Origin of the sequence: Allokutzneria sp. NRRL B-24872, assembly GCF_002155965.1 — a bacterium.
Lineage (GTDB): Bacteria > Actinomycetota > Actinomycetes > Mycobacteriales > Pseudonocardiaceae > Allokutzneria.
Map to the genome: position 1 here is coordinate 47,944 of NZ_MUMH01000019.1, position 21,854 is coordinate 69,797.

Below are 21,854 nucleotides of genomic sequence, written 5' to 3' on the forward strand. Positions count from 1 at the left end.
GAGTACAGCATGGCCGAATTCTCCGTCGCGTTCACCCGAACCGACATCACGCCGGGCCCCAACACGGCCCGCAACAGGTGGATGGCCGGATACGGCTGGGACCCCCGGGGCAACCCGAACTTCACCACCGCGCGGCCGTTGCGCGCGGAGTGCGTGATGATCCGCCAGACCACGGGTGACCCGCTCATCGCGGTGCGGGTGGACCTGCTCAACCTGCCGACGTACATGTCGCGCAGGATTCGCGCCCGCGTGGTCAACGAGCTGCGTCTCACCGGCAACGCGTCGTTCATGCTCCAGTCCAGCCACACGCACTCGGGGCCCGCGCTGCCGGAGGAGCCCGACCCGTACATCATCTACGGGCTCTCCGGCGCCCAGCTCGACGAGGTCAACGAGTACGCGGACTGGCTCATCCGCCGGATCGTCGCGCTGGTCAGGGAAACCGTCGCCAAGGCACCGACCCCGGTCACCCTCTCCTACGGCGAGGGCGTGGCGAAGGCCGCCGTCAACCGCGTCGGCCTCGGCTGGTCGCCCGACGAGGTCCCGGTGCTGCTCGCCAGGCGCGAAAGCACCAACGCCCCGTTCCTCGCCCTCTTCGGCTACGCCTGCCATCCGGTCGCCAGGGGCAGCGAACCCGTCTTCGACAGCGACTTCCCCGGGGTCGCGGGCAAGCTCATCGAGACCCAGCTCGGCTGCCCCGCCTTCTTCTTCAACGGAGCCGCAGGCGACCGCAACCCCGACCGCATGGGTGGTGACGCCGACGTGGTCAACGTCGGCACCCGGGTCGCGGAGGGCGCGCTCAAGGTCGTCCGCGACGGTGGCCTCCGCCCGCTTCGCGGCCCCATCAAGGCGATCCTGCGCGCTGCGCGGCTGCCGCTTGCCGAAGACCTCACCAATCCGGACGTGCTGCTGCGCCTGGACGCCGCCTACGAGCAGGAACGCCTCCGCGCGGTCCAGGAGGGCGACGTCCCCGGGGCCCGCTTCTGCGAGTCGATGCGCCGCGAACTCGCCGACGGCTCGACGCCGGTGGTCTACAACGTGCCCGTGCAGTGCTGGAAGTTCGGCAGCGACTTCGGCATCCTCGGCCTCGGCGGTGAGGCGCTCTCCGGCTACAACGTCGGCACCCGCGCCGCGACCACCCGCAAGCTGTGGGTGATGGCCTACGCCAACGAGATCCCCGGCTACGTCCCCGCCGACGACGTGCTCTGGCACTGGCCGGGACCGGCCTGCTACTACGAGTCGGGGTGGGACGAGAACCCCAAGTTCAGCGGCCGGGGCACCAGCATGATGGCCTTCGGCTGGCCCGTCCCGCTCGCCTCCTCGCAGCCGGTCGGCACCAGTCCGGCCACCCCGCAGAGCGCGGAGGGCGTGCTCATGGCCACCTGCCGCAGGGTGCTCGCCGACTGACCCGATCCGGTGAAGCGCACCGGCGGGCCTGGTCCGGTCCCACCCGGCGCCACAAACATGATCGGTTGTGACCGACACGCCGACCGTACGCAAGCGCCGGGTGGGCCGAATCCTGCGGGAGCTGAGGGAGCGCGCGGGGCTCAGCCACACCGACGTGGCGGGCCGGATCGAGTCCTCCACCGCGGTGATCTCCCGCATCGAGAGCGGGCAGAACCGGGTCGAGCCGGGGGACGTGCGCGACCTGCTCGACATCTACGGAGCCCCCGACGACCTCCGCGACCAGGTGCTCGACCTGATCAAGGAGGCCGACCGGCCGCGCTACTGGCAGCCCTTCCACCGGCACCTGCCGAAGGTCCAGCGCACCTACCTCAGCCTGGAGTCCGAGGCTTCGCTGCTCTGCGGCATCGACACCAGCACCTTCCACCCGCTGCTGCGCACCACCGACTACGCCCGCGCCGCGCTCGCCGCGGACTGGCGCGTCGGCGCTGACGAGACGCGCCGCGAGCAGCTGCTGGCCCTCGGCGTCGCCCGCCAAGACCTCATCGGCCGCGCGGAGGACCCGCTCGGCGTCAGCCTCTTCGTCGACGAGTCCGTGCTGCGCAGGCCCATCGGCGGCGTCGAGGTGCTGCGCGAACAACTCCTGCACGTGCAGGCGCTCGTGGAGTCTCCGCACATCGACGTCCGCGTCGTGCCCAACAAGGTCGGCCTGCACCCGGGCGTCGACGGGCCGTTCACCCTGCTGCACTTCGACGAGCCGGACATGGAGGTCGGCTACGTCCCGCACCGCGACGGCTGCCTCTACCTGCAACGCTCCCGCGAGCTCGACGAACTCGGCCGACGCCTGGAAACCCTTGCCGCGCTGGCGTTCCCCGCGTCGGCGACCGCCGGGTTCATCGGCTACCTCCTCGGCGAGATCGGCTGAGCAGCACCTGCTCGACCCGCTCGCTGATCCGGGGCGCGTCGGCGGGAACGACCGTCATTGACGTCAATTCAAGTTGCTGGCCGCGAGGGTTGAGTCTCTCTCACGCTGACCGCTTGAGCTAGCGCTATTCTCCAATTCCGATTAAGTCAGAAATTATTTTCAGCGGATTCTTCTTGCGAGGCGTGCTCAAGAGTTTTAGTTCTTGTAGTGTCTTTATGGTTGAGGGGCTTACAAAACGCTTGCTCTTCGTGGCAGCCGCATCGAACATCTCGCGTAACTTCGCGGAGTAGCCGTATGTTGGACCGCCTGCGGAGATCATGATCTTCGCGGCTAGAGCAGCATCCGATGAGGTTTCTCTACTCAGTAGCATTACCGCAAGCTCGCAGACAGGCTTACCTAGAGCACTACTCTTGCGTATCGGCAGCGTCAGTAGTTGATTCACGATCGTACTGCGATCCTCGTGCCGTGAAGCCTCTTCTATCATAGTATGAAGGCGCTCAACAACCGCTGCCTCGACACCTAGAGATGCAACGGCTTCTAGTGTCTCATCGGATTCCTTCAGGTTGCTTAGCGAATTCCATAGGAGTGATCTGTCATGCTTATCAATTTTCTCTGAGTATGTGCGAAGAAAATCTGAACTAGGGACAGCCACGCACTCAATGACTTGAATCACGTCAGCAATAGAGGGGCCAGTTTGCAGCCACTGACCAACAATCGCGTCCGCGCCTTCTGCATTGACAAGAGTTTCCATCCTATTTACCTCAAGGGGAATGGAAACATTGCCAGCACGCCGAGCCGCGATGTGGATTCTGACTAGCAGAAGGCGCGTGCCCGTCGCATTTAGGTCCGCGTTGTTTAGGTGCGCATTGAGCTTTCTGCAAGATTCCGCCGGTAGGTGATTCAAGCAAAGTATGATTTTTCCGGCTTCTTCGATGGACAGTTCGGCTTTGAAAGTATCGGCGACAAGCTCGTCTGCGACTAAATCCGCAAGCCTATCTATCTTAAGCAGATCGGCGATGATGCTAGCGCAAATATATAGCGTGAAGCGCTGCGCAATGGCCGGGTTGGTCCCGCCTGCTGTACGCGCGATAGCCTCCGAAAGGCACAAAATCAGATTATCGTTGAGCTCTGCGGGGACCTCACCAAGGGAGGCGAAGTATTGAGCAACAGTCGGAGCGATGTCGAGCGAGTCTTGAGTTGCTTCGGGGATGCCTTCAAATATCCTCGTTACTACATCCGAAACGTCGCTACCCGTTGCTGAATTATCGTCGGAGGCGAACGAGAACCAGAATACCCAATCTTTGACTGGGCAGGAGCAAATCGCCTGCTCCACAACATCGAAGATAAACTGGCTGCTAAGTCTGTCGATGACGCTTCTTGCGCGTCGACACGCAACTTCGTACAGTGGAGGTTGATCTAAATATAGAGTCATCTTGAGCGCGGATTTGAGTATCTCAGCGCTCGTCTCGCTTCGTTCATCCAGGGCATCGAATAAAGCATCGATCCGCTCCGCTGAATTGGGTACTCTTGCAGAACTTTGACCTGAAGACGCAGCCGGACGAGTCACCTTGCCAATTTCCTCAAGTACGTCTTCGATTTTCTCTTGTTGTGTAAACCAAAGCAGACGTGCGGCTGCAATCGGAAGATCCTTGAGTCCCTGGTATACGTAAGCAGGATGCTCGGTATATAAATCTCCAAGCTTAGAGCAAAGCTTCTCGGCAGCCTTATCTGGCATTGTCGGCATGGTAGGAATGATGCGATCAAGGCACGTGATTCCAGGCGACACGGTTGCCAAGTCGATTAGTTGACCAATGAGCTCCTCATTGGAACTTAAGGAGGCAAGAGCTACTGCGCCTGGGAGCATTTCAGTCCGAATTAGCTCACCGCGGGCGGCGGACAGCACGCTGGGCACCACAACAGGGGAGATGCTCACTAGCTCGTCATATGCTAATTTCTCGGAAAGCTGGCATATGACGGACACTAGGTTTGCGCGACCGGGGCCGAACTGGCTATCGGATCGAGAAGCCAGCGTTCTCATGGCGGCTTGGATTTCTTGTTTTCCTGCCGAGTCGAAAGCTGATACGGTTGTGGATGGGCTGACTTCGGCAGCGAGGTCGATAGCCGAGTTTAGATCAACGTCAACAATTCCCTCCGCAGCGCCAGCGGCCTGAAGATATAGTAGGTCGGGCCGTGGATTTGGGATCTCTGCTGCCTCTGTTCGCTCGAGATATCTGCGCAGTTGTTCGTTTAGCCTATCTTGGGCGCGCTGCCTCGCTGCACGCTGCCCATTATTCTCGTCCTCGTTGTGGAGAATCAGTCCGCCAGCCGATTGATCATCAACAGGATTTGGTTGAGAATCAGAATTTTCGAGCACATACTTTCTTTGCATCCTCGACTGCTGCTCTGTATGAGGTATGTCGGGGGCAGATTCGGCATTGGAGTATTCAAGAATTAGCTCAAGGAGTCGGGGCTCAACCAATAGGTCAGCCGCCACTGGCGGGAACTCGGTTTGAAGAACTGTCAGCTTCGCTATTTCTGTTGCACGTGCTGGCCACGAAATTCCGCGCGCTTGAGCTATACGCACGTTTGTAGCGTAATTATTGAGCAAAACCTTGACGCGCCTTGGGCTTCGAACGTGCGACGGTATTAGAGTGTACACAACGTTATCCAGTAAGCGGCCTCCGGCTTGAGCAGTTGAAAGTTCTCTCCACAAGCCGTCGCGGTCGACAACTAGCCCTCTTGCGTAGGTGGTTAAGGTATGTTGCCGTAGTGGAGGCAACGAAAGTTGATGTTGAAAGACTTTGTCTAGAAAGGCGCCTGCCGTGCTGTAGTACGGGTCATTCTCTCGTACCGGGTTTGGATGAGGAAGATCTTTGCTCAGGGCTTCTTCGAGCACATCACGGTCGGCTGCTACTACGAAGATGCAGGAATCCTGGTCCAGGAACGTTTTCAAGCCGATAAGAGTTTCGACGACGTCAGAAGAGGAGCATCTGTCCAGCTCATCAACAAATATCAGAAGTCGGTATTTTCCACCCTTGGTAGATTTCTGAACCAATTGGGAAAATCTGGCCCCAAATTCTTCGTCGGCGCTAGGTGCAGTTTGATCCACGGTGATCTTTGCCGCATCGAGAATCTTCAGGCCGGCAAATACAACTAGTAATGCCGTTCCAAGTGTCTGTATAGTTCCTGGAAGTTTTGATGCAAAGGCCGCTGTCCAGCTAGCATTTTCAGTTGCCCAAGCGGCAGTCGCCAAGATTGCGACCCATGCGCAACATATGAAAGCAGCTGCCCCTGTCAAGAAGGCAAGGGATTTCCAATTATTCTTGAAGAAGCTACGCCAGTCGAGCCTTACAATCTTATGATTGTCGTAGAGGCCTCGATTGAATTCTTCGTCCTTTAGTTTTAGGCTGCGAGCTGTTGAGGAAATGAAGTTCTTCTTCAGTGAGGCGCCGCCGTATTTCCAGGCATCGTATCGTACAACCTGAATCTTTGCGTCACGTTTCGCAATTTCGCGGCGCAACAACTCGAAGAAGCTACTCTTGCCGGATCCCCATGGTCCGAAAAGTGCGACGTTTGTTGGAAGTTGGGCGTTATTCGCTAAATCTGCTACCCGCCCGGCTATTGCGGTATGCTCAAATTCGTCAGCTCCAGCGCTTCCTAATGCCGCATCGGGAACGATATCGGATGCCGATAACTGAGGCGCGATTTTATCGATTTTACTTTCTCGAGGGAGCCGGGTGGTGGCGGCCGAAAAGACGTCCTCTCTCTTGCTTGATTCCGTCGGCTTTGGCATAAGCTTCCTCGCAATCAAATGGACGATTCTGTCTCGTTAGTGCAGTATCCGACCGTTACTCCCACTTTGGATCGCAATCGTAAGTCCTTCCTGAGGCTTCTGGCGGCTGCGATACCCGGGTGCGCTCAGCTTGATACCAGCTGGTTACTCTAGGTCGTCTGATGTTGTTCTATGACAAGCCTCGTGCAGCTGGCGTGTCAGTGCAGTAGAAGATCTATGGGGACGCCTAGTCGATCTGTTTTCGGTTCGATACCACGGGGGTTCGCGCGTAATTTGGGAAAGATGTCCTTGTCGGTAGACGCTTTCCTTGAAGTACTTCTCATGTCAAAAGGAGTGCTCCGGTTACGCTCCTCGGCGAGATCGGCTGAGCAGCACCTGCTCGACCCGCTCGCTGATCCGGGGAGCGTCGGCGGGAACGACCGTCGTCCACCCCCGAAGCTCCTCGATCAGGTAGCGCCCGGCGGGGGTGTCGAAGCAGGCCACGACCCGGTCGCCCCTGTTCGACGCGACCGTCACGCCGAACTGGGCGCCGTTGCGGCGTCCCCGGATCATGTTCCCCAGCCGCCGCGCGTCACCGCTCGGCACTCCGGCGGCGCAGAGCGCGTCCACCAACGCCCACTCCGACGCGCCGGCGCCGCGGGCCGCCGCGCCGAGCACGTCGCTGGGCACGTTCACGACCTTGCCCGAACCGGCCGCGAGCGGCGGCAGCACGGAGACCGCGGCGCGCGCGAGGTCGCCGGGCCTGATCCACCGCACGGAGAAGAAGTCCTCGGTGAGCACGCCCAGCACCGCGCGCCCCCTCGCCCGCGCGGCGAGCGCCCGCACGCTCCGGTCGACCCACACTCGTCCATCCACAGTGGACTCAGGATTCGCCAGCAGGCGCAGCGCGTCGGCCAGCCCTTCGCCAGAACCTTTGTCCCGCAGCTCTTCCAGCGCTTTCGCGATCTCTGCCCGCCGCTCGTCCTCCTCGAAACCGCGCGGTGTCACCATGAGCTCGATGGGCATCGGCGGCAGCGCGAGCTGTTCCCACAACACCTGGTACGCGGACGGTGAGAGCGTGAACACGGCTACTCGCCGATGACCGGCGGAGCGACCTGGGGCAGATCACCGACCAGGTCGTCGGTCACGGAGTACTTCCTGGCGTGCTCGGCCTCTTCTTCCTGCTGTTGTTGCGTTGAGCCAAGAGCGGGCTGCATGAAGCTCTGCTGTCCCGGCTTTCCCGTCGCACCCCGCCCCGCCTGCGCGGCGGTGGGCGTCGGCGCTGCCGGGCCGGTCTTGCCCGTCCCACCGCCGAGCCGGTTGCCGCCTTGCTGACTGTTGTTCGCCTGACTGATGTTCGCCTGACCGCCTCGCGCGAAGCCGCTGGTGCCACCCGAACTCCAGCCCGCGACGCCGCCAGTGGTGACGGGTGCGTGACCGCCGCCGTCGCGATGGGTCGGCGGGGGCTGCGCGGTCGAATCGGTCGAGGTCGGCTGAAATCCTTGCTGCTCAACGACTCCGTGCTGCTCCGAAGCAGTAGCGGTGCCGAGCTGCCCACCGCGGGGGCCACTGATCGGTGGGCGGGGCGCGGGCGAAGGAGCACCGGGCACGGTGAGACTGACCTGGGGTGGCGGGGCGAACGCCGGGAAGCTGGTCCCCGTCTGCGTCGAGTTCTGCGCGTAGGACCGCATCACCTCAGCGGCTCGCAGGTGCGCTTCGTGCGCGGCCTTCTCCTGGAGCTGCCGATCGGTGGTGATGCCGAAGAAGTTCGCGATCCCCTGGATCACGCCGTTGTCCGGCATCGCCGTGACGGCTCGCGGTTCCGGCATCCGGTCCCGCGCCTGCGTGTAGTGCCAGGACTGCATGACCGTGGAGTTCGTGCAGCTCGACGCGTTCGTCCCGGCCAGCTCCGCCCACGGCCCGAACCGCCCGATGCTGCTCCGCGCCCGGCCCGCCGCGAGCCCGTCCCACGCCGCCCCGAGCGACTTCAACCCCTCCGCCAGGTCGAACACCGCGTCCTCGTACTGCTTGCGGAGGTTGCGGTAGAAGGCTTCCGCTGACCGCGCCGACGCCACTCCCCGCCCCGACCGGATCTGCCGGTGGAGCTCTTCGTGCGGAACCGCCAGCCAGTTGATGCCCGTCACGTCGCCCATCTCATCCCCCGGACTCGTCACCTCGTGGTCATGAGCGTGCTGATCGCCGCCTCGGCCGCCGCGTGCGCGCGACGGCAGATGTACTCCCGGCTCAGCTGCGGCGGCTTTCCGCCCCGCGAGAGCTCCGCGTAGTGAACGTTCAGCACCTGGCCGGGGGCGACGTCGACGACGACGTCGCACGACGGTGGGTAGTTGGGGAGCTGGACCCGGACGATGTTCTCCTTGGCCGGGAAACCGCTGACGTCGAGATCGCGGACGTCGGCCTTGACCCTGCCCGCCGAGAACCGGTCGACGCCCATGTGCGGCACGGGGATGAAGCTGACGCTCTCGAACCCCTTGTGGTTCCAGAAGTAGCACGCCTTGGCCTCGAAGACGGCGCTGTCGTCCGGGCCGGGCGAGGAGTCGATGCCGAACGCGGCCTGTTGTTCACGGGAGAGGAGCACGCAGGGATCGACACCGGCCATGTCGAGGACGCGTGGCCGCTGGACCTGCGGAGTGGTTGACGTCGTGGTGGTGGTGACCGTTTCAGCGCCCACGACGTTGACGCAGCCGGTGAGGGGCATCGCGAGCAGCGCGAGAGCGAGCCAGGCCGTGCGGCGGTCAGCCACGGGGACCACCCCGGAACCCCTGGCGGTTCGCTTCCTCGGTCGCGGTGATGAGGCGCTGCGTGTCCTCGAGCCGGTCGATGATGCCTTGCAGCTGGTCGCGGAAGGCGGTGATGGCGCTGAGGGCGCATTCCGGTTCGGTCAGCCCCTTGGCGGTGAGCACTTCGGCGATGTACTCGCTGACTCGGTCCTCGGCCATGGGGTCGATCCGCAGTGCGTGCTCCGCTTCCGCGGAGAGCTTGCCGATGCGCTCCTTGATCCCGCTGAACAGGGCGATCGCCTGCGGGATCTTGTCGCGGTCGATGCGCAGGGCGCCCGGCTGGGAAACGTCCTCGCGCGTTGGCAGGTCCGTCCACGCGGTCTGCCAGCGCGGATCTCCGGATATCCCCCCGATGTCCGTCATGGACCGACGTTAACAAAGGCGAAGGGCCCGCGAACAAGCGTTCGCGGGCCCTGTAACCGTTGGGGCTAAAGCGTTTTAGGCATCCGCCAATTTCGCCTTGGGCATCTTCCAGCGCGCGAGTCCGGCCGCGGCACCGGCCATCGCGATGTCGGCGACGGTGAACATCAGCCGGGACACGAGGGTGAAGGCGAGCGCCTGCTCGACGGGCATCGTGGTGCTGAGCGCGGAGACGAGGACCAGCTCACGGACACCGGCGCCGGAGGGCAGGATGAACGCGATCAGGCCGACGGTCATGCCGATGGCGACCGCGCCAGCGCAGAGCAGCAGCACGCGCACGCTGACCGGGCCGGAGCTGATCGACAGCAGCCACAGGTGCACGCCGAAGAGCACGTAGGACAGCAGCGCGTAGCCCAGCGAGCGGCCGACGGTGCTCCACGGGAGGACGTGGTCGAGCGGGGCCTTCTTGAGCGCCTTCAGCACGAAGGAGGCGCCCCACGTCAGCACCTTCGGGTGCAGCGCGATGAGGCCGACCGGCAGCGCGAGGTAGAGCCACATCAGGCCGGGCGTGGAGCTGAGCATCACCGGCAGCGCGAGCACGCCGAGCAGCAGCGAGGCCACCACGCCGACACCGAGGTTGATCAGGGTGGCGGTGAACACCCGGGCGCGGGGGAGTCCGGCCTGGCGGCCGAGCTCCATCTGGAGCAGGTAGGCCCACACGGAGCCGGGGACGTACTTGCCGAGCGAGCCGACGAGCATGATCTGCGCGCCGCGGAAGGCGCCGATCGGCTTGCCGAGGCCGTCGACGATGGTCTGCCAGCCGAGGGTGCCGCAGGCGATGCCGAGCACGACGGCGAGCTGGCTGAGCACGGTGGAGTGCCACGGCACCGTGACCAGGGTCTTGGACACGCCGCCCCAGTGCGAGTACAGCGCCCACGCGGCGGCGGCCAGCACCAGGACCAGCAGGGCCCTGCGCAGCCAGGTCATCAGCACGGCTTTGCCCGTCGGGGCCGGCTGCGGGGCGGGCGCTGCCGATGCGGCCGGCGCGGCCTCGTCCTGCACGGTCATGGGACCTCCGTTGCTCCCGTTGGCTCTCTTCGATCGGAAAGGCATGCGGCGGCTACCCGTCAACCCTGGTGGGAAGTCCGGCGCCGGAACCGGCGACCGCTGTGGAGAGGGCAGCACGCCACGGGAGGGACCCGGGCACAGTGCTCACCACCTGAAGGACGCCGTGCCGCGCGACCGGTTGCCCAGCGCGCGCACAAGCGTCTCGATTCACCTCGTTGGGGTAACGCCGCCGGGCGGTCATCGCTCCTCCAGCGCTCGGTAGTCGACCTTGCCGCTCGGCAGCAGCGGCAGTCGGTCCACCCGGCGCACCAGGAAGCCCGACACGTGCAGGTGCAGGCGCTCGGCCAGCTCCTTCGCGGCTGCGGCGCACGACTCGTCGTCGGCGCCCTCCAACCAGATCACCACGCGGTCCGCATCGCCCGGCAGCGCGGCGGCGGGGCCGTGCCCGCGCAGCAGCTGCTCCAGGTCGTCGAGGTTGACCCGGTTGCCGAAGACCTTGCCGATGCGGCTGAGCCGCCCGGTGATGAACAGGAAGCCCTCGTCGTCGAGGTAGCCGAGGTCGCCGGTGGCGAGTTCGCCGCGCAGCTCGTCCGGCCGGGCCAGCTCAGCGGCGTTCTCCGCGTAGCCCATCATCACGTTCGGGCCCCGGTAGACCACCTCGCCCTGGGCCTGCGCGGGCTCACCGGGCAGCTGCCGGATCGAGAACTCCGCGCCGGGCAGCGCCTGGCCGACGGAGCCGATCTTCGCCGCCAGCCGCTCCGCAGGGAGCACGGCCATCCGCGTCGTCGCTTCGGTCTGGCCGTACATCACGTACATCCGGCCGCCGACCGCCGCGATCCGCCCGGCGAAGTCGGTCAGCCGGTCGGTCCGCAGCCGCCCGCCCGCCTGGGTCAGCGTGCGCAGCGCGGGGTGCTCCGCCGGGTCGAAACCGCCCTGGTGCAGCAGTTCGTAGTGGTAGGGCACACCGGCGAGCGAGGTCGCGCGGTGCTCGTGGACGGCGCGCCAGAACGACGGGGCGGTCACGCCGTTCGGCTCGATGAGCACGGCCGCGCCGACGACCAGGTGGCTGTTGAGCACGGAGAGGCCGTAGGCGTAGTGCAGCGGCAGGCTGGTCGGCGCGACCTCGCGGGAGTCCAGCCGCAGCGCCTGGGCGATGGCCCTGGCGTTGGACAGCACGGCCTCGCGGGAGAGGCGGACGAGCTTGGGGTTGCCGGTCGAGCCGCTGGTGGACAGCAGCACGGCGAGGTCGGGGTGCGGCTCGACGCCGTCGCCGCTGGTCCGCACCCACGCCGGGCCGGTCAGGTCCGCGACCGCGTAGCCGTCGGGGACCGCGAACGCCGGGTCGACGCCGAGCACGGCAGCGGGCTGAAAACGTTCAACGAGATCGTTCAGCGGTTCCGGGTCGAGGTCGGGGCCGAGCACCGCCACCGCGCGTTCCGCCTGGAAAGTGCCCAGGTAGCGCAGGGTGCTCGGGAGGTCGACCGCGGTCAGCGCGAGGACCGCGCCCACCGGCAGCTCAACCAGCTCCCTGGCGACCGCCGTGATCCTCGCCCGCAGCTCCGCCCCGCCCAGCACGGTGCCGGACGGCGCGTCGACGAGGCGCGCGCCGTCAGCGACCAGCTGGCTGCTGGGATCAGTCACAGTTTTCGCTCGTCCCGTGCGGGTGTGCGGGCGGTCGGGCCCATGGAGGCTACCGGCCGTCGCGCGGTGAAACTCAGCCGGTCCTGCTCCGATCGGCGGGAAAACGGGCGATTGGGACACCTGGGTGAAGCTCGTGTGCTATTCGCCGGTCACGCTGCGATGCCCCTCCGACCACGGCCACGAACCGCCGAAGCCGAGCTCGCGCAACGCGCTCGGTGAACAGTGCAGCACGAGCGGCCGCAGGGTCTCCGAGGCGGGCAGCGGCAGCCGCTCCACACCGACCGCGAGCGCTCCGCCGTCGGGCAGGGCCAGCACCCCGTTCAGCGTCAGCCTGCCGCGCGGACCGAGCGGGCGGGGGGTGCGCAGCCGGTGCCACGCGCCGGTGCCCAGGTGCGCCGCGTAGGCGTCGTCGCCCTCGGCGAAGCCGACCGATATGCGCCCGTCGACCGCGTTGAGCTGGCCCTCCGCGCTCGGCGACGGGGTGAGCCGCCAGCCGGAGCCGGACCAGGCCATGGTCAGCGGGAAGCGCACCCCGGCCTCGTCGGTGCGGTAGCCGACCGCGACCGCGTCGCCGCTGTCCGGGAGCATCGCCACGTCCTGGAGGCTGTGCTCCAGACCGGGCTCGACCGGGGTGTCGAAGCGCTGCCAGTAGTCGCCGTCGAAGTGCAGGACGACGGCGGTCTCCACCTCGTTCTCGAAGGCCCAGCCCACCGCCCAGACGTTGGTGGCCGAGGTGCCCGAGATCCCGGACAGGCCCCAGTGCTCGCCGATGTCGGGCAGCGCCAGCTCGCTCCACCCCCGGCCGTCCCAGCGCTGGACGATGCCGCGCCGGTGGCTGTCGGAGCGGCGGCAGAGGTCGCCGACCGCCCACACGTCGTCCGGGCCGAACTCCGTCATGCCCAGGTAGGAGCCGTGCGAGTCCTCGGGGAACGGGGTGTCCGCCCGTCGCCAGCCGGTGCCGTAGTGGTGCAGCATCCCGCCGTTGTCACCCGCCGCCCACAGCTCGGCACCGGCGGCGGTCGCGGCGGTGATCCTGCCGATGTCCGGAACCGGGGCCTCCCGCCAGACCGCGCCGTCCCGGCGCAGCGCCTTGGTCATGTGGCCCGTTCTGGTGACGAGGAAGCCCAGTGCCCACACCTCGGGCACACCCGAAACGCCGGTGACGTCGGTGCTGATGACATCGGTCAGCACCGCGTTCAGCTGCGGGGTCCGCTCCTGCTGCCACAGTCGCGTCGCCGTGCCCGCCTCTGGCGAACGTGAAGGCTCCATCACCTGTGTATTCGCTCGAGGGGCCCGCAACGTTCTCCTCCCGGCAGCGTGTCGTGCGCCATATCCCCTCGGACGGGGGACGACGGCCCTCGTGACGCGGGAGCGGACCAGCCCCGGGGTGACGGGGGATACATGGGTAACGTGGCCGACTGCCATGTTGGTCCTGCCGAGCCGAAAGACGAGTGAATGATCCCCATCACCGTCGTCGACGTCGCCGACGCGGAACCGCTGGTCATGGAGGTCCTGCGTTCGGGCGTCATCGCCCAGGGCCCGATGGTCAAGCGGTTCGAGGATGCTTTTGCCGAGGTCGCTGGCGTGCGCCACGCGATCGCCGTGAACAGCGGCACCACAGCGTTGGTCGCCTCGATCCAGGTCCTGGACCTGAAGCCGGGTGACGAGGTCGTCACCTCACCGTTCACCTTCGTCGCCACGCTGAACGCGATCCTGGAGGCGGGCGCGACCGCGCGCTTCGCCGACATCTCCGAGGACGACTTCTGCGTGGACCCGGACGCGGTCGCCGCCGCGATCGGGCCGAGGACCAAGGTCCTGATGCCGGTGCACCTGTACGGCCAGATGGCCGACATGAGCCGCCTCGCCCCGCTGGCCGAGAGCAACGGCCTCGCGCTGGTCGAGGACGCCGCGCAGGCCGTTGGCGCGAGCTTCGCCGGGAACAAGGCCGGTAGCTACGGGCTCGGCTGCTTCTCGCTCTACGCGACGAAGAACATCACCACCGCCGAGGGCGGCGTGATCACCACCGACGACGACGTGCTCGCCGACCGGCTGCGCGTGCTGCGCAACCAGGGCATGCGGGCCCGCTACCAGTACGAGGTCGCCGGTCACAACTACCGGCTGACCGACCTGCACGCGGCCGTCGGCATCCCGCAGCTGGAGAAGCTGGCCTCGGTCACCGAGCAGCGCCAGCGCAACGCCGAGGCGCTGTCCAAGGGCCTCGCCGACGTGCCCGGCCTGCGGCTGCCGCAGGTGCTGGCCGACCGCACCCACGTCTGGCACCAGTACACCGTGCTGGTCGGCCCGGACGCGGCCGTGGACCGCGACGAGCTGTCCGCGAAGCTGACCGAGAAGGGTGTCGGCAACGGCATCTACTACCCGAAGGTCGTCTTCGACTACGACTGCTACCGCGACCACCCCGGCGTGATCGCCTCCGACGTGCCGGTGACCGAGCGCGTCGCCCAGCAGGCGCTGTCGCTGCCGGTGCACCCCAAGCTCTCCGAGGCCGACGTCGACAAGGTCGTCGCCACGGTGCGGGAGGTGCTCGGAGCATGAGCAACCCCAGGATCGCCCTCATCGGCGGCGGCCAGATGGGCTCGCTGCACGCCCGCGTGCTCGCCCAGTCCGCCCGCGCCGACCTCGTGCAGCTGATCGAGCCGCGCCAGGAGTCCGGCCGCCTGCTCGCCGACAAGCACGGCGTCGCGTGGGCCCCGGACTTCGACGATCTGTCCACTGTGGACGCAGTGGTGATCGCGGCGGCGACCGAGGCGCACTACGCGCTCGCCAAGCGGGTGCTGGAGCTGGGCAAGCCGCTGCTGGTGGAGAAGCCGCTCGCGGCCACCTACGAGCAGTCGGCCGAACTGGTCGCGGAGTCCGAGCAGCGCGGTCTGCCGCTGCTGTGCGGGTTCCTGGAGCGGTTCAACCCGGCCGTGCTCACCGCCAAGCAGTTCATCGGTGAGGTCGTGCAGGTCAACGCGACCAGGCACTCGCCGTTCGTCTCGCGGATCAAGACCGGTGTCGCGACCGACCTGCTGATCCACGACGTGGACCTGGCGATCGGCTTCACCGGCCAGGAGCCGGACTCGGTGAAGGGCTCCTTCGGCTACTTCCACGGCCAGTCCAAGGCCAACCGGTCCGAGGACAGCGCCGACGCCACGATGTCCTTCGCCAACGGCGCGCTGGCCACCATCTCGGCCAGCCGGATCAGCCAGCGCAAGATCCGCGAGATCTCGGTGATGGAGCTGCACCGGCTGATCGAGATCGACCTGCTGCGCAAGGGCATCACCATCTACCGGCACGTCGCCGACTCGCCCGCCTCGGACGGCGTCGGCTACCGCCAGCAGACGGTCATCGAGATCCCGTCCATCCAGCACAGCGCGGAGCCGCTGGCCGCGCAGCTGGACCACTTCCTCAACCTGCTCGACACCGGCGCCGGGGTCGACGCGGAGCGCAAGGCGATCCTGCCCGCGCACCGCGCCGTGCACGAGGCGACCGTGTCGGCGACGGCGGTCGCCGCCGTCTAGTCCGACCAGCGCGAACGCGGCGGCGAGACTCGTTCTCGTCGCCGCGTTCGTTTTTGCGAGTTATTCTCGAATTCACATTTCCCTCAAGATCCGGTCAAGTCAACGGTTCTATTGACGTTTTCTTGACAATTGCCACGGCCTCTTATCTGAGTAATGTCCTCTGGGTCCCCCGTTATCGCCGGTTCCTGTGAGGAAAACATGCGCAGCTCAATTCTGTTGCCCGTTGTCGTCGCCGCCCTGGTCACCGGGTTCAGCGGGACCGCCGCCGCGGCGCCCGCGGGCATGCCCCCAGCATGTGCGCAGTTCGCGGCACTGGTGGGGGACCCGCAGGCCGCGTTCAACATGGAGTGGACCGAGAACGGCAAGCACATGCGCGGCTGGAAGTGCGCCGTCAAGGAAGCCCCCGCCTGCGCGGTGAACGAGTTCGGCAACACCGCGAAGGTCGTCGACGTCTGGGTCTCCAAGAAGCACCAGCTGAAGTTCTACAAGGGCCTCGGCAGCCACAAGTTCGTTGAATCCTACGGTGCGACCGGAACTGTGACCCACCTCGCGAAGCCCATCTCCGCCGACGCCTACTGCGTCGCCAAGGGCTGACGCGCCCACACCCCGGTGAACTGACCGCAGGTGATCCGCCGCCCGGTCAGCCCGGCGCTGATCCTCCCCTCCAGATCGGTGTGGCCGACCTCCTGGAACAGCACGAGGTAGTCGCCATCGGCGTTCAGCTTCGGCACCGTGGCGAGCATGCGCTCCCTGGCGTCACCGACGAGCTCCAGCGGTAGCGGCCAGTCCAGTGGGAACGGGTTGCGCAGCCCGAGGGCCGGGTAGGCGAAGGCGTTGTCCGGCAACACCGCGACGCGTCGGGCGGGGTGCTCCCGCACGCACTCCTCGATCTGCGCGACGTAGCTGTACATCTCCGGAGTGGTCCGCAGCCCGTTCAGCGCGGGGGCGATCAGGCCGAGGCTCGCGGTCAGTTCGTGTTGCGGGCGGTCGCGGTAGGGCGAGGCGTCGTGGGCGTCGACGAGCAGCTTCGACGTGCCCAGCAGGACGACGGCCGCCACCGCGACCCCGCCGACCGGCCGCGGCGAGCACCTGGGCAGCTCGGGCGTGAGCAACCACAGCACGCTCAGCGCGAGCGTGCCGCCGAGCAGTGTCGGTGAGTCGTAACCCCAGGACAGCGAGGACATCGCCGCGAGCGCGACCACGGCGACCGCCCCGCGCGGAGCCCGTACGTCGATCATCCAGCGCGCCACCACGACGAAGAGCAGTGCCCACAGCAGCACCATGCCCCAGTCACCCGCGCGCAGCATGTCGCCCTTCAGCACGACGAGCAGCGCGACCGCCGAGGCGATCACGGCCGGGATCGTCACGGTTTCCTTGCGCCGCAACAGGATCAGTGCGACCGCGGCGGAGGCCAGCCAGAGCATGGTGGTCATCGCCTCCGGTGACTCCCAGACGGTGAACGCACGCCGGGGCCACGCGCCCGTCGCTCCGCTGAGCTGCTCGACCATCGGCGTGAACCCGCCGGCGAGCGAGACGAAACCGATGTAGCCCAATGGGAACGCACCCGTCCACCAAATGTCCAAAAAGGACAGCGAGTGCCGGGCGAGCAGGTAGGTCACCGTGAGCGCGGCGGCGAAGACGAAGCTCTGCTTGGTGAACGCGGCCATGCCGACCAGGAACAGCCCGCCGTACCTCGGCAGCGCCGCGCCCGTGCGCAACCCCGAGCGCAGCGCCCACCAGCCGCAGGCGACCAGGAAGATGCCGTCGATCGTGTGCCAGGCCATCAGCGGGAACGTGTGCAGGTTGACCAGCGCCGCCGCCGCGACCAGTCCGGTGCCCAGCGGACCCCAGCTCAGCACGGCGCGCCCGGTGACCAGCGTCGCCAGCGCGATCGTCGCGACGACCAGCTGCACCATCGCGATCATCGCGGAGACCAGGAACAGCGGGCCCGGCACCGCGAAGTCCAGCGTGTGCAGCAGCGCCGAGGCCAGCGGCCGGGCCGAGACCACGTCGCGGTGCGGGACCTCGCCGTGCAGCAGCCGCCAGCTCAGCGCCAGCGTGAAGCCCTGGTCGGTCGGGTGGAAGCCGAACCGGCCGATCCGCGCGACCGCCCAGCCGCTGAGCAGCAGCACCCAGGTGGTGTGCACGGCGGGCCGTCGCCAGGAGAGGGGCAGTGCCGCGGCCCGAGCCCGCGCGGCCGAGAAGACAACCATGCCCCTTACAGCTCGGGTGAGGCGTTTCGGTTGCCTTTGAATTCAGACTTCGGCGGGATGCGAAGCAAGCGTCGCCCGCATTCTGCTCTTTTGTGCTGTTTGCACTATCTTCGCGACGTGCGCCGCCCCGTTGTTCTCCTTGTCACCGCCGCCCTCGTCGCCGGTTTCACGCCCTCGGCCCTCGCCGAACCGTTCACCTCCGCCACGCCGGACATGACCGCGGCGGTCGCCGTTTACGACCGCCAGCGCGATCGGTTCACGGTCGAGCGGGACGCCGACAAACCGTTCCGCTCGGCGTCGGTGGTCAAGCTGCTCATCGCGCTCGACCACATGTACCAGCGCGATCCCGAGCTGGTGCTGGAGAAGGCGAAGACCGACGAGGCGCGCAACGACATCCTCTACCTGCGCGCGATGCTGCGCGGGAGCTGGGATTACGCGGCGAGCGTTTTCTGGGTGCGCGGCGGCTACACCGACATCGTCGAGCGCATCGTGGAGCGCATTGGCCTCAAGGGCACGAATCCGCCGGAGAAGCCCGGAATGTGGGGCTACACCTCGCTCACCCCGCGCGATGTCGTGCGCGTTTACCGGCACGTTCTCGACGACGCTCCGGTGAAGTACCGCGACTTCATCATGACCAACATCCACATGTGGGAGAAGTGCGGCGAGGACGCGTGGAACCAATCCTTCGGAATTCCGCGCGCGTTCGGCGAGCCGTGGAGCGCGAAGCAGGGCTGGTCCGCGTGGGGTGCCACGCCGCCGCCCGGGCAGGACTGCTCGCTCGGAGCCGCGCGGACGGCGGCCGGTCCGCCGGTGCCCGCCGCCAAGGAGGACGTGGTCGACCTCAGCAGTCCGCTGCTGCACACCACCGGCACCGTCGGCAAGGACGACCGCAGCATCGTGGTGGTGTTCTCCACCTTCCCCAAGGGCACCACCTGGCAGGACGGCTCCGACCGCATCACCAGGTACACGCGCGCCCTGTTGCCGTACGTGCCCGGAGCACGCCCAGGCAGGCCCTCCGGTATTTGAGAACCTGACCCCGGTCTATACGCCGAATGGGTGCAGTTCTACTCTATGTGACCGCACGTAGTAATCGGACTCCGGCGCGGAAGGCATACCCGCGATGACCGAGACAGCGATCGCCACGAGGAACCTCGGCAGGCGGTACGGCAACAAGTGGGCTCTTCGGGACTGCACCCTGCGGGTTCCGGCCGGGCGGGTGGTCGGCGTCGTCGGCCCCGAGGGCGCTGGCAAGACCACCCTGATGAACATGATGGTCGGCCTGCTGCACCCCACCGAGGGAGAACTGGAACTGCTCGGCGAGCGGGTCGGCCCCACCAGCGTGCTGGAGCGGGTCGCGCACATCGCCGAAGAGGACGCGCTCTGCCGCAACTTCAAGGTGACCGACCTGCTCACCGCCGCGCGGCTGTTCAACGTCCGGTGGACGCAGAGCATCGCCGAGGACCGGCTGCGCGAGCGCGGGATCTCCCTCGACAGCAAGGTCGGCGACCTGTCCTGCGGCCAGCGCGCCCAGCTCGCGCTCACCGTCGCGCTGGCCACCACGCCGGAGCTGCTCATCCTGGACGTGCCGATCACCGGCCTGGACCCGTTGGCGCGCAAGGAAACGATCTCCGCGCTGCTGGAGGTCCACGCCGAGACCGGGTGCACCGTCGTGGTGTCCGCGCGCTCGGTCACCGACCTGGAGCAGCTGTGCGACCACCTCGTCGTGCTCGACGGCGGCGAACTCCGCCTTGCCGGTGACACCGCCGACCTCGTGCGGCGCCACCAGCTCAGCCTCGAAGACCTGGTCGCCCGCCACCTGGCCCAGCCCGTCGCCTGACGGACCGGGCCAGGGCAGAGGTCATGCGCTGGCGCGCTCGCGGCGCTTGCGGACGGCGTGGAACACGCTGAACCCGGCTCCCATGAGCAGGCCGACGCCCAGCAGCGGGATGCCGAGGCTCCAGCCGGGCGGGAAGTAGCTCAGCACCACGGTGCCGTTGGCGGCCTGCGGCAGCTCCAGCTGGACCAGACCGGCGGGCCCCTGCTTCACCTCGACGGGCTTGCCGTCGACGGTGGCCTTCCACCCCGGCCAGGCCAGCATCGCGAAGGTCACCTTGCCGCCGCCGGAGTACTTCACGGTCTCCCCGGTGAAGCCGGTCGAGCGGTCCTCGCTGACCCGGACGCCGGGCGCGGCGTAGGACAGCCGCCCGTCCGGCCACTCGATCTTCGCGTTGCGGTGCAACACGTTCACGATGTGCGTGGTCTGCTGGAGCGACCAGCCCGCTGGCGGCTTCGCCGGGTTGAAGTCCGGGACGTAGTCGTTGAGGACCACGACGGTCTCCAGGCGCATCAGGTCGGCGAGCGTCTTGCCGCCGTTGGCCTGCTCCTTCTGCCACAACCGTTGGTAGGCCTCGGGTTGCGTGCCGCCGTGGTACTCCATGTCCAGCTCGTCGGCGAAGGAGGTGAAGCCGATACCGGTGTAGCTGTTCTGCGCCTTCACCCCGGCCACGTGGTACATGTTGCCGAACAGCAGGTCGCGCCACGCGCCGTCCGGGGCGTAGCCGTGCCGCCCGATGGCGGGGCCGATCTCCGCGATCTGCACCGTGTTCCCGGTGTAGCGGTCGGCGAAGCGCTCCTTCAGCTCGGCCACGTTGGTCGGGAAGTACCACGGCGTGAAGTTGCCGTTCTGCGGCATCACCATCACCTGCAACAGCAGCACCAGCGCGGTCCCGGCGACGAGCACGGGGGGCAGCAGCTTCGCGCGGTTCTTCATCACCACCCACACCGCCGCCGCCGTGCCCGCCGAGACCAGCACGAAGGCGGGCGCGTGCCACTCGATGTTCTGCGGGGTGTTCGCCCACGCCTGGTAGGTGCCGACGAAGATGATCGCGGCCGAGCCGAGCGCCCTGCGCCGCCACTGGCTCGTGCGCAAGCCCACCGACAGCGCGATGGCCACCAGCACGAGCACCGGCAGGAACACGTACTGCGTCAGCCGCGCGGGCCAGCGGAACAGCCACAGGTCGGACGGCGCGATCGCCATCAACAGGTAGATCGTGCCGAACAGGAAGAGTCCGAAGCGCGTGCGCAGCCCCGCCCGCATCGCGCGCCAGGACAACCACGGCGCGAGCGGCAGGATGAACCACGCGAGGTAGGTCATCGGGAACGTGGTGAACGTGGGGTCGAACATCTCCACGCGCGGCTGGTAGGTCGGCGAGGACATCGTGGCCAGGTCGCCGATCCCCGGGACCATGAAGCCGCTGTTGGAGACGCCGGCGGGCTTGCGCCAGGTGACGGCGGCACCGGTCAGCAGCGGCAGGAACGCCACCAAACCGGTCATCCCGACCGAACCGCCCAGCACGACGATCTGCCAGAACCGCTTGATGTCCTTGATCAGCAAGCGTTCCACGCCGATCACCAGCAGCACGATGATCACGCCGAGCGCGCCGTAGGGGTTGCCCGTCGTCATCGCCAGCGCGCCGAAGGCGAACGGCACGATCGGGTTCAGCAGGCCGCGCGAGAAGCGGCGCAGCGACCACCAGAAGTGCGTCAGGTAGGCGAAACCGATCAACCCTGCGACCCAGGCCGAAGCGTCGACGTAGAGCGTGTAACCCGAAACGGGCAGGGAGATCGCCACGATCGCCGCGGCGAACTCCTTCGCGCCGTACTCGCGCGCCAGGAAGTAGACGCCGAGCGCGAGCACGATCAGGAACTCGACCTTGACCACGGTCGCCGCGAGCGCCAGGTCCGGCAGCATCGCGACCAGCGCGTAGTTCAGCAGCGAGACCGGGTTCCACAGGCTGATCTGGGCCTCACCGGCGAGGTTGCCGCCCATCCACATGTCCGGTCGCAGCACCGGCCAGTCGCCGGAGAGCAGCTGCTTGCCGATCTCGTGCCAGTACGGCAGGAAGGCCGCGGCCGAGTCGTCCCAGAAGTAGAAGATCGGGTTCTTGATCAGCGGGAACAGCGCGAGCAGGCCGACAACGGCCGCCACCACCAGCGGGGTGCGCAGGCTGCTCAGCCGCTCCGCCTGCTGGTGGCGGTGCGCCTGCGCGGGGGGAGGGGCGTCCGCGTCACTGCGGGTCTCCGTCGCCGTCACGGGGGTCCTTCCTGGGGCTGCGCCGCGCGCAACCGGCTGGTCGTTCTGGCATCGGGCCCGTC

17 protein-coding genes are annotated in these 21,854 nt (G+C 66.9%); 7 read left to right on the top strand and 10 right to left on the bottom strand.

Annotation, left to right across the window (positions count from 1 at the left end; genetic code table 11):
* Nucleotides 1–9 precede the first annotated feature (9 nt).
* The gene (locus CCN37_RS05785; protein WP_086819614.1) at nt 10–1,404 is read left to right on the top strand and encodes a hypothetical protein; all 1,395 of its coding nucleotides are present in this window, start codon (nt 10–12) and stop codon (nt 1,402–1,404) included.
* A 100-nt stretch (nt 1,405–1,504) separates the two neighbouring features.
* A complete protein-coding gene (locus CCN37_RS05790; RefSeq protein ID WP_168200530.1) occupies nt 1,505–2,326 on the top strand; it encodes a helix-turn-helix transcriptional regulator in 822 nt (273 codons plus the stop codon).
* A gap of 124 nt (nt 2,327–2,450) precedes the next feature.
* Here CCN37_RS05790 and CCN37_RS05795 read toward each other — a convergent pair whose 3' ends face one another.
* From CCN37_RS05795 to CCN37_RS05830, 8 genes are all read right to left on the bottom strand, one after another.
* A complete protein-coding gene (locus tag CCN37_RS05795) occupies nt 2,451–6,119 on the bottom strand; it encodes a P-loop NTPase fold protein (protein ID WP_086819639.1) in 3,669 nt (1,222 codons plus the stop codon).
* Nucleotides 6,120–6,461: 342 nt separating this feature from the next.
* The gene (locus CCN37_RS05800; RefSeq protein WP_086819616.1) at nt 6,462–7,184 is read right to left on the bottom strand and encodes an ESX secretion-associated protein EspG; all 723 of its coding nucleotides are present in this window, start codon (nt 7,182–7,184) and stop codon (nt 6,462–6,464) included.
* Between the two features lie 2 nt (nt 7,185–7,186).
* Nucleotides 7,187–8,242 carry a PPE domain-containing protein gene (locus CCN37_RS05805; protein WP_168200531.1) on the bottom strand — a complete coding sequence of 352 codons (1,056 nt, stop codon included), beginning with the start codon at nt 8,240–8,242 and terminating at the stop codon, nt 7,187–7,189.
* A 26-nt stretch (nt 8,243–8,268) separates the two neighbouring features.
* The gene (locus CCN37_RS05810) at nt 8,269–8,859 is read right to left on the bottom strand and encodes a DUF3558 domain-containing protein (RefSeq protein ID WP_143261441.1); all 591 of its coding nucleotides are present in this window, start codon (nt 8,857–8,859) and stop codon (nt 8,269–8,271) included.
* Nucleotides 8,852–9,259, bottom strand: a complete 408-nt coding sequence (locus CCN37_RS05815) for a hypothetical protein (protein WP_086819619.1) — start codon at nt 9,257–9,259, stop codon at nt 8,852–8,854. The genes CCN37_RS05810 and CCN37_RS05815 overlap by 8 nt, the downstream gene beginning before the upstream one ends.
* A gap of 75 nt (nt 9,260–9,334) precedes the next feature.
* Complete coding sequence (locus CCN37_RS05820) at nt 9,335–10,324, bottom strand: lysylphosphatidylglycerol synthase domain-containing protein (protein WP_086819620.1); 990 nt, start codon at nt 10,322–10,324, stop codon at nt 9,335–9,337.
* Nucleotides 10,325–10,561: 237 nt separating this feature from the next.
* Nucleotides 10,562–11,965: an AMP-binding protein gene (locus tag CCN37_RS05825; protein ID WP_246842834.1), complete on the bottom strand. Its 1,404-nt coding sequence runs from the start codon at nt 11,963–11,965 to the stop codon at nt 10,562–10,564.
* Between the two features lie 138 nt (nt 11,966–12,103).
* Nucleotides 12,104–13,234 (bottom strand): hypothetical protein, encoded by a 1,131-nt coding sequence (locus tag CCN37_RS05830; RefSeq protein WP_086819621.1) that lies wholly within the window; start codon nt 13,232–13,234, stop codon nt 12,104–12,106.
* A 186-nt stretch (nt 13,235–13,420) separates the two neighbouring features.
* Between CCN37_RS05830 and CCN37_RS05835 the strand changes: the two genes are divergently transcribed.
* The 3 genes from CCN37_RS05835 to CCN37_RS05845 all read left to right on the top strand — a co-directional run bounded on the left by CCN37_RS05835 (nt 13,421) and on the right by CCN37_RS05845 (nt 16,080).
* Nucleotides 13,421–14,518, top strand: coding sequence for a DegT/DnrJ/EryC1/StrS aminotransferase family protein (locus tag CCN37_RS05835; RefSeq protein ID WP_086819622.1), 1,098 nt, complete (start codon nt 13,421–13,423; stop codon nt 14,516–14,518).
* Nucleotides 14,515–15,486 carry a Gfo/Idh/MocA family protein gene (locus tag CCN37_RS05840; protein WP_086819623.1) on the top strand — a complete coding sequence of 324 codons (972 nt, stop codon included), beginning with the start codon at nt 14,515–14,517 and terminating at the stop codon, nt 15,484–15,486. The genes CCN37_RS05835 and CCN37_RS05840 overlap by 4 nt, the downstream gene beginning before the upstream one ends.
* A 198-nt stretch (nt 15,487–15,684) precedes the next feature.
* The gene (locus tag CCN37_RS05845; protein WP_086819624.1) at nt 15,685–16,080 is read left to right on the top strand and encodes a hypothetical protein; all 396 of its coding nucleotides are present in this window, start codon (nt 15,685–15,687) and stop codon (nt 16,078–16,080) included.
* Here the strand turns inward: CCN37_RS05845 and CCN37_RS05850 are convergent.
* Nucleotides 16,059–17,699, bottom strand: coding sequence for a hypothetical protein (locus CCN37_RS05850; RefSeq protein WP_143261442.1), 1,641 nt, complete (start codon nt 17,697–17,699; stop codon nt 16,059–16,061). The two genes, CCN37_RS05845 and CCN37_RS05850, sit on opposite strands and share 22 nt — an antisense overlap.
* 117 nt (nt 17,700–17,816) lie before the next feature.
* Here CCN37_RS05850 and CCN37_RS05855 point away from each other — a divergent pair, with 117 nt between their 5' ends.
* A complete protein-coding gene (locus tag CCN37_RS05855; protein WP_086819626.1) occupies nt 17,817–18,725 on the top strand; it encodes a hypothetical protein in 909 nt (302 codons plus the stop codon).
* A gap of 94 nt (nt 18,726–18,819) precedes the next feature.
* A complete protein-coding gene (locus tag CCN37_RS05860) occupies nt 18,820–19,536 on the top strand; it encodes an ABC transporter ATP-binding protein (RefSeq protein WP_086819627.1) in 717 nt (238 codons plus the stop codon).
* Nucleotides 19,537–19,557: 21 nt separating this feature from the next.
* Here the strand turns inward: CCN37_RS05860 and CCN37_RS05865 are convergent, their stop codons facing one another.
* Nucleotides 19,558–21,792 (bottom strand): hypothetical protein, encoded by a 2,235-nt coding sequence (locus CCN37_RS05865; protein ID WP_086819628.1) that lies wholly within the window; start codon nt 21,790–21,792, stop codon nt 19,558–19,560.
* Nucleotides 21,793–21,854: the final 62 nt, after the last annotated feature.